This is a genomic window from Bacillus sp. FJAT-28004 (assembly GCF_001280845.1).
Classification (GTDB): domain Bacteria; phylum Bacillota; class Bacilli; order Paenibacillales; family Paenibacillaceae; genus Pristimantibacillus.
This window is the reverse complement of record NZ_LGHP01000001.1, coordinates 4,000,693-4,013,152: the sequence shown is the minus strand read 5'-3', so window position 1 is coordinate 4,013,152 and position 12,460 is coordinate 4,000,693. Positions and strand designations below refer to the sequence as shown.

Below are 12,460 nucleotides of genomic sequence, written 5' to 3'. Positions count from 1 at the left end.
AGAGTTAGCTAATCGAGCTAACATGTCTGTCCCTCATTTTTCTTATTTATTCAAAAAAACGACTGGCTACTCGCCAATCGATTACTATTTGTGGCTCAAAATACAGCTAGCCTGCAGTATCGTAATACACGAAAGGGATAACTTCCCCCTTCCAACTCCACGCTACTTGGCAAACTGGAACAGTCAGAGCAGTATAAGTCTCTGACAATACTCAAGCGACAAAAAAGGTACAGCCTCTTCAAATTTCTTGAAGGACTGTACCTTTTTTTCTTGAGGTGTTTTGCTACATTTCCAGGTGCGCTGTAAAAACAAAATACCGCTAGCTCTCTTATATTGTCCAACTAATGGCCTCATAACAATCTTTGTATAAACCAATAAAATGCCAGTACAAAAATAAGGCAAGACGTTGAGATCACCATTTTACGATACCATGGGAATCTTTGCAGCCATATCAAGCATGGAAGCAATAGGCATAGGATCATTAGCTGACCCGCTTCTACACCCAAATTAAACGTCAAGAGCGAGCCAATCAGATTGTGCTCCGGAAGTCCCCTTTCGGCCAGCGCTCCGGCGAAACCCATTCCGTGAATCAGGCCAAATACAGCTGTCAATATCCACCGCCATTTTGCCTTTTGAACAAACAGATTTTCCACTGCTACATAACAAATCGACAGGGCAATCAAGACTTCAACCCAAGACGGGATGACGTGCATGCTGCCTGACGCCACCAAAAAAAGGGTGATGCTGTGGGCGATTGTAAACGCGGTAACAATCTTTAACGCATCCTTAAAGCGAGGTGCAATTAAGACTAGGGATAACAAAAACAGCAAATGATCATAGCCGATTAAAATATGTTCGATGCCAAGTAGAAAGTATTTCCACAGAACAGAGCCCATATCGGACTGAGCAGAGGAACCAGTCTCGGACTCAGGCAAGGTTACCTGAATATCTTTTCTACTCATTTCAAAAATATCCTGATAGAAAAAATCCCCTGAACGGACTGAGAGTATACTCTTATGAAAAGGCGCATCTTCATACACTAGATTGTAATGCAGATAAAATTGTTCGATCGCTTCATCGGCGGAAAATTCTAGTTGCAGCACTACGCCTTTTGTGGCGCCCTTCGTTATCGCTTCCATCGAAAGCAATTCCATCGTCAAGGGCTGCGAATCGACATCTATTCGAAGATCTTTCTGTAAAAACGCCTCGATACCTTCCTTTTGCGAGGACAGTTCCTCGTTATCCATATTGTTATCCTTGTTGGTATCAAATTGCACAAGCAAGTCTCTTTGATCAAAAAATAGTTCAAAGTTAATCTCGTTTCCTTTAACGTTTATTGACGAGTAACCCATGCTTTCCGAATGCGCAAATGCAGGTGTAGAAGTCCCGAAAAATAATACGATGATTAACAAGGATAGGAAAGTTCGTAAGGTCATCTGCTGTGCCTCTTTTCATAGAATGGAGCAAGTCTATGAGAGGAAGACAATAGATCTTCCTCTCATAGACTTTTTATCCAAACATTTTCAAAGTGATTTTATTGCAGTATCGCTTTTGCTACGATTTTAAGGTCGACTTGATCAACCTTACCGTCATGATTCACATCCGCATTTTCATTCCAGTTCGCTTGACCTTGTTGCCCGCCGTGTACCCCTGAAACAATAGCCAAGTCTCCAACAGAGCGTTTTCCGTCTCCATTAACATCTGCGGTGATTATCTGCTTGTCAAACTCTTGAATGGCCGCTTTCAATGCCGCTTTCGCACTATCAACCTGCTCCTTAGTAGCATTCGAATCGTTTGCTGTCGCATTGGCTGCATCGATAGCCGACTGCAGTTGTGTTTTGGAGCCAGCCGCATACAGACCATCCTCATTGCCTTCCAAAGCTGCATCGTGCTTGGCCCGAGCGCTGTCGATTAGGCTCTGTAACGTCAGATTTAGCTCTACTGTCACATTCGTGGAAGCTGTAAAACTTCCATCAGCAGTTGTGACCGTCACTATTGCCTTCCCAGAACTATGGCCGATTAGCGAAGCGCTGCCGCCTGTTGCGGTTACAGATACTACAGCAGGATCGCTGCTTACCCACGAAACTTTTGTATCGTTCGCATTAGCCGGCGTAACTGTAGCCGTTAAGGTTCTGGTTTCGCCTTCAGTCATGACGACGTTCTGTTGATCAAGCGTCACCCCGTTAACAGGGACGTGTTCAACGACTTCGAATGTTTTGCGATCCACGATCTCATACCCGTCATCGAGCATAAAAAGCGCATCATACTTACCTGGGGCCAGCCCATTGCTTATACTAGCTTTCCCATCCCCAGACTTTAAATAGCCCCAGCTCAACGATACACCCGCACCTGGTGGAACATCTCCGGTTTTGTAGACGCCAACCCAATCTGACCCGCTTGCGCCAGCCCCTGTGTACGACAGGGTGATGGCTTCCCCTTTGAGGTACTGGAGTTTGTCCATTGTTAAAGTCTGGCCGCCAGCTGCTTCAACGGCTTGAATGGAAGATGCAGCGGTCAAGTTGAAAATCAACATCATGACTGACGCAAAACAAACGATTAGATGCAACATTTTCCGGTTTCGTTTTTTACTCATTTGCCAATCCCCATTTCTACTATATTTACTTCTCAACATAATACATCTACTTTTAGAGGACAGGAATGCCGACGAAGATTTAGTTCAAGCCCTCCAAAAGTGTTTTCACTTGAGGGTGAAGGTTCAAAGCATTCAGAACGATTGTAAGTGCCTCCGCACGTGTAGTGCCGCCCTGAGGATCGAATACGCCATTGCCTTTGCCGCTGACGATACCTGCTGCCGCAGCATCCTTGATTAGATTTGCCGCATACGGGCTTGCGCTTGCCATATCCGTAAAGTTGCCTTTCGAAGCATCTTTGTCCACTTTACTTAAATCCACAATACGGGACAGAATGACGACCATTTCTTCGCGGCTGATCGTATTGTTAGGCTTGAAGGTTCCGTCTTCATATCCGGTAATAACTCCTGCGCTTGTAAGCTTATTAATCGCGTCTTTAGCCCAATGACTATTAATGTCGTTCAGTTCAACCTCTTGATTAGCGCTGCCGATGACATCGAATACGCGAGAGATGATCGTTGCAAACTCGGCGCGTGTGATTTTACCGTTTGGATGGAACGTTCCATCCTTATACCCAACGACAAAGTTCATTTTCATGAACGCAACAACGGTCTTTTCGGCCCAGTGTCCTTTCATGTCAGCAAGTTCAATCTTAATATTAGATTTATTGGCTTCCTCTACCTTGGACTCGATAGCATGAATGAAATCTTTTTCATTGATAATATTGCTGTTGAATACATCATCCGCAGGTTCAGGCGTTGGCGTTGGCGTCGGCTCTGGTTTTGGCGTCGGCTCTGGCGTTGGCGTCGACGTTTCACTTTGAGTGCTTGCAATGACCTGAGCACTCCATTCACTAGCTCCTGCCGAATTTTTAGCCCTCACCTCATAGGTATGGGTTGTATTTGCTGCAAGACCTGTGTGTGCGAACGGACTTGAAAGGTCCGTTTGAATAACTCCATCCACCATCAAGTCATAACCCGTTGCGTCTATTGAACTGTTCCAGGTTACGTTTATCTGTGACGGACTTACTGCCGTTGCTGTCAAACCTGTAGGTACAGCTGGAATTTTGCCGACTTGGTCTGACACTTTGATATCATGGGAGGCATTACCTACCTGCAGCTCATTCCCCTGTCCGTTTGCAATCACGACATGATCAAGAGAAATTGTTGTCTTATCGGTAGCTTGAGTTACCTTTTTCGCCGTAAATTTGAACGCAAGCAAATCACCTTGGGCAGGCACGTTTGCACCCATGCTGGCAGCCATAATCCGGATTTGTCCCGGCGCTGTCTCTTTTTGATCGATGACTTGGAAGCCGTCCTTAAGAGATTTAATCGAATCGAGCTGCAAAATCTCTGGATCATAGTGAAGCGTCAAATCTTGGGCATTCACTGACTGGTATACACTTTGCGTAACGTCGGCCAGCCCCATTGTTACATCAAAGGTTTGGCCTTGGTTCACCTGCTCTGCACCTGTCAATGTAGACTTAGATGTATCTGGCACCACCAGTTCCGGCGCGACAATTATCATTTCCGATAAACCGACATTCGAGCCGCCTCCACCAGATACCTGGAATTTGAACCATGTCGCCGTCTTCTCAGGGAAAGTTACAGCATAAGCGCTCCCGTCATTCGGAATTTCTGAAACCGTCAAAGTGCTTCCGTCACTGAAGGTAAGCGTTCCGCCGGGCGCCCGGTCAACTAAATTGGGCCGATCATAGAAGATAATCTTGTTGAACGTTTGATTCTCAGTCCAATTCACCTGGATCCATGGATTCTGTTCTTCCTTGGATGCCCATTCGCCGTTACCCGCTTGCCCTGTGATGCCATCGAACACTTTGTCGGGAGTATAATTGGCATTGAAATACGATGAAGCGGTTACTGTGGCGGTCTTCGTTGAGATCCTATTAACAGTTACACTAACGCTTGTTGTCAATGGCACATTGTTTAGATTTTCTACCCCTGACGGCAAAGTTACAGTTCCAGTTATTGTAAATATTTGTGCTGTCTTTATAGCTGGATCATATTTTGAAGCATCTACATCCCATGTCACTAAGGCATCGCCATCACCACCATCGGTAACCAAAGATACTGTCTTTGGCAATCCAAGGGCGTCTGCTGTCTTCGCCGATCCGATTGTCAACCCTGTTATGTCAGCAGGCGCATTGATGCTCACTAAATTAGCGCCTTCAGGCGTAATATCAATCTCCTGCAGTGAACGGTTATACATGGAATCCGCGGCGAATACTCGGAGTGTATATGGAGTAATCGGCGACAAACCTGTAAACTTGTATTCCCTAAATACATCGAATGGCTTGTCCAGCGGCAGCGAAAGACTATTGAACGATTTATCCACTTCTTTCGTAAGCTTGTTGATCAGCTGAACATTGTATTCCATTACACGAACATTGTCACTGGCTTGCTTCATTGTAAAAACAAGCTCGTTGTTTTCGAAGGATTTGACCGCAATACTGCCTTCATCAAACTGCGGAGGAATGAGTTCTCTTATATCGTTCTGGCTATACGTAAAGGCGTTTCTGCCACTGCCAGCGTTTACTACAAAAGGGATGCCTACAAATTCATTAGTACTTAGATTGTACTGTTTGATAATAATTTTCGGACCGTAAACCTCCAAGAAATTCACGATACGAGGGGTGGTATGGTAATTGATATACGAGCCTTCAATATATCCGCCGTATGGACCCTCATCAATATAACTAGAATAGGACGACGCGCCGGAATCGAGATACGTAGCCGAACCTTGATAGAGAGAGCGTTCGTCGGTCGGATCGTATTGCGTATGGCCTGAAAAATATACCACTTGCGACAAATCATTCTCGGCAATATATTTACCAACAGCATTACTTCCCGCGCTGCTCCATCTCTCACTCCACACGGTTCCGCTTATTGGGTAGTGAGACATGACAAATATGGGTTTTGTCGGATCGTAATCCTTTTCTTCTTTAATGGTTTTGAGGTAATTATTGGCCTTCCCTACTGTATTTTGGTTGTTGTAATTCGCGTCAAAACCTACAATGTTATATCCTTTTACCTTGACCCGATAAGCATCGTTAAAGAAATTGTTATCGTACGAATTCGTAGATTCATTCCACGCGCCCGCCGAACCGATAGGTATTAAGTTTTCGGCGCCGCCCATATCATGGTTGCCTCTTACCATTAATAACTCTGTCTTTTTAAATAAGCCCTCTTTTTGAAGTTTACTGTATACGTTTGTAAGCTCACCCATCCACACATATTCACTGGCTTGGTTACCGCCGGTAACGTCGCCTGGAATCAACATGACATCGGCCTGCGGGAATACACCCATGGCTTTTCTGAAATCTTCTTCCACGCGCTTGATTGCATTGGGATTACCACTGATTTCCGTGTCGCTGTTCACCGTTACATTCAAACCGGGAGGAGTTAATGTTTTATTGCTTTTTTGATAGATGAATATCGCGTTGTTTAGTTCACGTTCGTAATAATTGATCGTTTCCTGTGTATAAAATTTCACTTTTTGCGTAGTTGCAACGGTATTTGAATAATTTAAAACCTTCTTCAAATAGTTAAAATCGGTTTCGCTGAAGCCGTTGCCGAGACCGCCTTCTACGATTGTATTTGCTTCTGATATTGCGTCGTTAAGTGCGTCTATATCTACTGAATGTCCAGCGTAACTATTGTAATTCGCTTGGACCACTTCAGTATTTAATACGCCTTTCCAAATCATCAGATCAGCAATATCGAATGAGTTACCGCCGAGGTTGCCCAATCCGTCACTACCTATATTTAATGGGTTCGACGTATCTAAAGTTCCGTTCCTCAGCGTTGTATCAGCCATTTTGTAAGCATCAATATAAAGCGACGCGAGCATTTTATCTCTGTCTACAACAAATGTTACGTAACGCCAATCGGAAGCATCAAACGTGTTGCGTCCAAAGGAAATGTTTTTTACTTTTGCCGTTGGGAATCCAAAATTCATGTTGACCGAATTGTCGGATGTGTAAATCGCCCAGCCTGCGTTAGAGCCGTTACTAAAATCCTTGTTTGATAATATAACTTGATTTTTTTTGGTGTCACCCTTATACCAGAAGGATACGGTAAAGCTTTCATCACCAAACTTCAAGCTATTCGATGTACCGACATAATTGCCGTCTCCGCTATCTAAATGCATAGCTTTGGTCCCGGGTTTTATACCGTCTACATAACTATAATCTCCAGTTGCTTTCAAATCTTCTTGATTTACATCGTTCTTCAAATTATTATCAAATTTCATCGATGCAATAAGGGGGTTGGCATTTGTGCCGGCAGTATCTTTTGCTGCGTTTGCCGTGGTCGATAACATAGTGAATATCATCGTTAATACAAGGGTAAACGATAAAATTCTTTTCACTAGAGAAAACCTCCATAATATAGGGATTTTATGATTAAAAAATATCTGCTTATTAATGAACGTTGCTGCTCATTTTGAGACCGATGACGCCGAGCACGATGAGCGACACCCAGAGCACTTGAATCAGGTTAATCGATTCCTTAAACAGGACAAATCCGATCAGCGTAATCAGAACAATGCCTACGCCCGACCAAATCGCATAAGCGACGCCGACATTAATGTAAGTCAACGCAAAGTTAAGCAAGGTAAAACTGCAACCGTACAAAACAAACATCCATACGGAAGGCCATAGCTTGGTGAAGCCGTCAGACAGCTTCAAGGAAGTGGTGCCGGCTAATTCGAACAGGATGGCAAGCAGAAGCAGCGTCCATCCCCAGCCGCTTTCAACCTTCATGCCGTGACGCCTCCAAGTGAAGCTGGGCGTATGGCTCCGAGAGGGAGCAGACTCTCATAATGACGGTGCATCCATTCGCTCCATTTGCCCCATAGATAAATAAAATCCAGCAGCGTACCGTCTTTGTCGAATAAAATTCCTTGTATAGGATAGCGTATCTTGTTGATTATCAATTCCGGCATTCCGATCTCTCCTGTACAAATATTGAAATTAATCGCCTTTCTTGACCAGCAACCCCTCCGTTCTCTTACGCATCTTTCCGGACAAACCCATGATGACCGATCGAACCAACAAATTGGTCACAATGATTAACGTAGACATTGCTGCTGCCGGTGCGATATCGCCTGAATCCTCCATATTGACGATAGCAACCGAAGCCGGCTTCAAATCGGGCGCATACAAGAAGATAACCGCCGACACCGTAACCATGCTGTTGATAAAGAAGTAAACGAAAATTTCCAGAATCGTCGGCAGCGAAAGCGGCACGGTTACCCGAAACAGCGTCCGATACCAAGGGACGTTCATCGATTCCGAAGCGGCCTCGAACTCGCTATCCAACTTCTTCAGCGACGATGTCATAGTCAGGAAAGAAACCGAGTAAAAATGTACGATGTTGCACAGGATGACGATCCAGATGGTGCCGTAAATCCCGTGCAAGGGCTGATTCGGATTGTTAAAAAAGAAAACGTAAATCAGACCCAGCACCAGTCCCGGCAGCGCAAGCGGCAGCATGGACAGAAAATAAGCGGCATGACGCAAAATCGCAAAACTGCGCGATTTCTCGATGAGATATGCGAACATAAAGGTAAACAATGTGCCGATTACGGCAGTGCCTAACGCGATAATCAAACTGCTCGCGAATGGTCCCGCTCCTTCGAATAATCCTTCATAGCGAGAGAAGGAAATCGACAGGTTATACGGCCACACTTTAACCAAAGATCCGTATACCGCTACGAGAAGAATTCCAAGGATGATCGCCGACACGATGGAGCAAAGCAGGTAGAATAAGGCATCTCTCCGTCTGTTCTCTTCAATCCGGTAAGGCGTTGATTTAGCGTTCAACCACCCGCTCTGCTTACGCTGGGAAATGCGGTCGATAACGAACGAAACAACGGCCGGAATGAGGAGAAGCACGCCGACGGCCGCACCCATCTGCATATTTTGCTGACCGATAACCTGCTTGTACAAATCCGTCGCAAGAACGTTATACTGCCCTCCCACGACCTTCGGAGCTCCAAAATCCGTAAACGTCAGAACAAAACAAACGAAGATGGTACTAATCAACGCGAACTTCGTGCCGGGCAGGGTTACCGTCCAGAACGTACGCCATTTGGAAGCGCCGAGCGTCTCCGCCGCTTCATACAGCCGGTAATCGGCGCTCGAGAGGGCAACCGACAGAATCAGGAACGCTTGCGGAAACGTATATAATACTTCCGACAGAACGATTCCTACCGGCCCGTAGAGCGGAATGCGGAGCTCGGGCAGCAAGCCGAAGAACCCGGTCGAAATAAGCCCTTGATTGCCGAACAAATAGATCAGCGCCAGTCCGTGCAGCATGGAGGGAGCGAAAAGCGGCAGCAGTGCAACGGACCGAAAAAACCATTTCCCCCGAATTCCGCTTCTCTCCAGCGCATAAGCAAACCCGAAGCCGAGCGTCACGGCAATAAGTGTGGTCATCGTCGATACTTTGATCGAATTCCATAGCGATGCAACAAGAGCAGGCGTCGAAAAATAGTTGGCGAAGTGAGCCAGTCCGACAAACTTTCCTTCTTGGTCGGTGACCGCCTTCATCATAAGCTCAGTGAGCGGAAGGAGGATCGCGATCAACAGCGCTAAAGTCATCGTGACCATTACGATATTTTGACTCCAGGAGCCGGCTTTCGGCCTCATTCGTTTTAACCAGATGTCCATATTCATCATCTCCTTACTGAGCATCCGCCAGATTGGCTGACGAATCAAACCGGATCACGTGCTCGGGCGGGAAAGTGAAAAGAATCTTTTGTTTCGTCCTGACGTTTAAGGACATCATCGTCTTTGCGGACACGTCTATCGTAACGAACTGCTGCTGCGGCGTATCCTGCGTGTTCAAAAGCTCCGCAACGAGGCGATAATGAGACCCCCGATACTCAAGCTCCCGCACGACGCCTTGCCTTCCTTTCTCATGACCTTCACGCACCAGCTGGACATGCTCCGGACGAATCGCGAGGGTCGCGCTGCCGTGCCTGTCTTTGTCCGTCCCAATAAAGTTGACGGCCCCAATAAAATCGGCAACAAACGGCGTTCTCGGATTTTCATACACTTCATTCGGTGTCCCGACCTGGATAATACACGACTTATTCATGACCACAATGCGGTCGGCCATCGTCAGCGCCTCTTCCTGATCGTGCGTCACCATGATCGTGGTCATGCCGAACTGGCGGTGCAGACGGCAAATTTCATTCCGCAGTTTGACGCGAACCTTGGCATCCAGCGCGGATAACGGCTCGTCGAGCAGCAAACAATCCGGAGAGAACGCCAGCGCCCTTGCGAGAGCGACCCGCTGCTGCTGGCCTCCCGACAACTGCGCAGGAACTTTGTGACGCTGCTCGACTAGTTCCACCAGTCCAAGCAATTCCTCCACTCGATCGGCTATCTGAGCCTTGGACAGGCGGTTGCGCAGCCCGTACGCAATATTCTCGCTAACTGATAGATTGGGGAACAGAGCGTACGATTGGAACATCATGCCAAAGTTTCGTTTCCCTGCCGGCAGCCCGGTAATATCTTTGCCCGCAATGGTCAACTGCCCTCTGTCCGCTTTTTCCAATCCCGCGAGAATGCGAAGCAGCGTCGTTTTTCCGCAGCCGCTCGGTCCCAAGAGACAGATGAACTCGTGTTTGTCAATTTCCAAATGAATGTCCTGCAGCGCCGTTTGCTTTCCGAATTGCTTGGAAATACCGAGCAGGGATAAATAACCTTGCTTCATTACAACTGCCCCTTTATATACATGAGATGACTCACCCGCCCCCCCAAAGCCCCGGAAGGATGCTTTCGGCATCCCTTCCTGGGCTTACCTTGCAGGTCTAGGCAAGCTTAATTTTTAGGTTCCGCCTTGGATCCGTATTTCTCCTCCCATTCCGCAAGCACCGTTTCCCGGTCCCGAGCCGCTTGATACAAATCGAGCTTCGCCAGCTGCGAAACCGGATCTTTACTGTAACCTTCGGGCGTACTGCCACCCTCCTGCTTAATGCTCAGGATCGCGTAATTTTTGTTGTATTCCTTCATCGGCTCCTCGCTGATCGCCCAGTCGAGGAACAACTTTGCTTCCGGTTTGATTTCTTTTTTCTTTACAAGAGCGTTCGCTTCCATATCCCAGCCGGAGCCTTCCTTAGGGAAAATCACTTCGACCGGAGCTCCTTTTTTCTGCTCTAGAATGCCGCTGTATCCATAAGAAATGCCGATCGGCACTTCGCCGGAAGCAGCCATCTTGGCAGGCTTTGAACCGGAATGCGTGTACAGCATCATGTTTTCATGCAGCTTGTCCATGTACTGCCACGCTTTTTCTTTCCCGTAAAGCTGATTGAGGGCGTTCACCGTCAAATATCCGGTGCCCGAGGAAGCCGGATGCGGCATAGCGATCAAGCCTTTGTATTCCGGCTTCGCCAGCTCCTCGTAAGACTGGGGAATCGTCAGATTACGTTTCTCCATCTCCACCTTATTAACGATGATCGCTGTCTCCCAAATATCGATGCCAACCCATTTCGGCGGGTTCGCTTTATCCTTGAACTCCGGTAGTACCCGATCCACCCCTTTAGGGGCATAGGGCTCCAACATTTCCTGATCATCCATAACAAGCAAGCTAGTTGCAGCCAGACCCCAAACGACATCCGCTTGAGGGTTATCTTTCTCGGCAATCAGCTTTGCAGTCATGATTCCTGTCGAATCGCGTACGATGTTGACTTTCACATCCGGGTTCTGAGACTTGAAGGAAGTGAGATAGGTCTGGATCTGTTCCTCTTCCATCGCTGTATATACGTTGATTTCGCCCGCTTTACCAGACACTGCAGGCTGTTGACCGCTGTTTGAAGCAGCTCCCTCTTGTTTTGCCGTTCCACATCCTGCCAATAAACCCGTAATGAGTAACATGGCCGTCATCGATTTCCAATTAAAATTGATCTTCACAGTCAGCTCTCCCTTGTCTTTCCTTATTATTCAAAAAAAATTTAATACAAGTACTTGGACTCCCTCTTTAGAGCTTTAAACCTGTTCTGTACAAAAAATATTGTACAATTATTTCGAGAAAGTTATGTCAAATGACTGTAAACTGATCATAAAGATTATGTAAAAGCTTGTTTTCATCCTTGCTGTCCTTCATGGTGGTCTTTTTGCTATAATAGAAGATATCAATTCAAGAAATATTGAACATATACATCGAGTCCTAAAACGGTTACGAGGAGTGAACAGCATGGTGTCCCAAAGCGAGGAAAGCGCTGAACGACGGCTGCGCATCAGAAAAAATATGATCGAAGCCATAGCAGAGACAATGGATTTATACGGCGCCACTCATTCGTCGGGCCAGTTGTACGGCATTATGTTCTTTGAGAATCGGGCTATGACGCTCGACGAGATGAAAGCGCAAATGAACATGAGTAAAAGCAACATGAGCTACGCTGTCAGAGCGCTCGTTGAATCCCAGATGGTCAACAAGCTGGACGAAAAGCAGGATCGAAAAGATCTGTACGCCGCAGAAACCGATTTTTTTCGTGCGTTTCAGCACTTCTTCTCGCATAAGCTCCAGCGTGAAGTCGATGTTATGACGGAAGCTATCTATCAGGCTCTTCCCGAGCTAACCAATATCATTCTTGAGGAACATATTACCGACGAGGAACGGAAGCTTGCGCTTCAGGATCTGCATAAGCTCAGGCATGCGAAGAAGTATTACGAGTGGCTGCAGCAGTTTGTCGATGCCCTGCGCCGAGGGGGATTTTTCAAAGAAAGCTCTGCCGAAGCGGACTCGGCAAATAACAAAAAAGTGACGCATGACGAGTAAGCTTTATCTCGCTATATGTCTTTTTTTATTAAGCAGGCATTTGATCTCACCTTGCTTCACAAC

General features: G+C 46.5%; 9 protein-coding genes and 1 pseudogene. 2 read left to right on the top strand and 8 right to left on the bottom strand.

The features are described from left to right. Positions 1 to 4 precede the first annotated feature (4 nt). A pseudogene (locus AC787_RS35085) lies at positions 5 to 205 on the top strand (helix-turn-helix domain-containing protein); the annotation flags it as partial. Between the two features lie 145 nt (positions 206 to 350). Here the strand turns inward: AC787_RS35085 and AC787_RS17570 are convergent. The 8 genes from AC787_RS17570 to AC787_RS17535 form a co-directional block, all read right to left on the bottom strand. Further along, the gene (locus tag AC787_RS17570) at positions 351 to 1,436 is read right to left on the bottom strand and encodes a HupE/UreJ family protein (protein WP_054025964.1); all 1,086 of its coding nucleotides are present in this window, start codon (positions 1,434 to 1,436) and stop codon (positions 351 to 353) included. A 98-nt stretch (positions 1,437 to 1,534) separates the two neighbouring features. Beyond that, complete coding sequence (locus AC787_RS17565) at positions 1,535 to 2,593, bottom strand: Ig-like domain-containing protein (RefSeq protein ID WP_054025963.1); 1,059 nt, start codon at positions 2,591 to 2,593, stop codon at positions 1,535 to 1,537. Positions 2,594 to 2,672: 79 nt separating this feature from the next. After that, positions 2,673 to 6,977, bottom strand: coding sequence for an S-layer homology domain-containing protein (locus AC787_RS17560; RefSeq protein ID WP_054025962.1), 4,305 nt, complete (start codon positions 6,975 to 6,977; stop codon positions 2,673 to 2,675). 52 nt (positions 6,978 to 7,029) lie between these two features. Continuing rightward, on the bottom strand, positions 7,030 to 7,371 hold the full coding sequence (locus AC787_RS17555) for a DMT family transporter (protein ID WP_054025961.1): 342 nt from the start codon (positions 7,369 to 7,371) through the stop codon (positions 7,030 to 7,032). Continuing rightward, positions 7,368 to 7,553: a hypothetical protein gene (locus AC787_RS35395; RefSeq protein WP_054025960.1), complete on the bottom strand. Its 186-nt coding sequence runs from the start codon at positions 7,551 to 7,553 to the stop codon at positions 7,368 to 7,370. Before AC787_RS35395 ends, AC787_RS17555 begins: the two co-directional genes overlap by 4 nt. Before the next feature lie 28 nt (positions 7,554 to 7,581). After that, positions 7,582 to 9,282 (bottom strand): putative 2-aminoethylphosphonate ABC transporter permease subunit, encoded by a 1,701-nt coding sequence (locus AC787_RS17545; RefSeq protein WP_054025959.1) that lies wholly within the window; start codon positions 9,280 to 9,282, stop codon positions 7,582 to 7,584. Between the two features lie 13 nt (positions 9,283 to 9,295). Further along, the gene (locus AC787_RS17540) at positions 9,296 to 10,333 is read right to left on the bottom strand and encodes an ABC transporter ATP-binding protein (protein WP_054025958.1); all 1,038 of its coding nucleotides are present in this window, start codon (positions 10,331 to 10,333) and stop codon (positions 9,296 to 9,298) included. A gap of 107 nt (positions 10,334 to 10,440) precedes the next feature. Then, on the bottom strand, positions 10,441 to 11,502 hold the full coding sequence (locus AC787_RS17535; RefSeq protein ID WP_054027118.1) for a putative 2-aminoethylphosphonate ABC transporter substrate-binding protein: 1,062 nt from the start codon (positions 11,500 to 11,502) through the stop codon (positions 10,441 to 10,443). A gap of 310 nt (positions 11,503 to 11,812) precedes the next feature. Between AC787_RS17535 and AC787_RS17530 the strand changes: the two genes are divergently transcribed. Then, on the top strand, positions 11,813 to 12,397 hold the full coding sequence (locus AC787_RS17530) for a GbsR/MarR family transcriptional regulator (RefSeq protein WP_054025957.1): 585 nt from the start codon (positions 11,813 to 11,815) through the stop codon (positions 12,395 to 12,397). Positions 12,398 to 12,460: the final 63 nt, after the last annotated feature.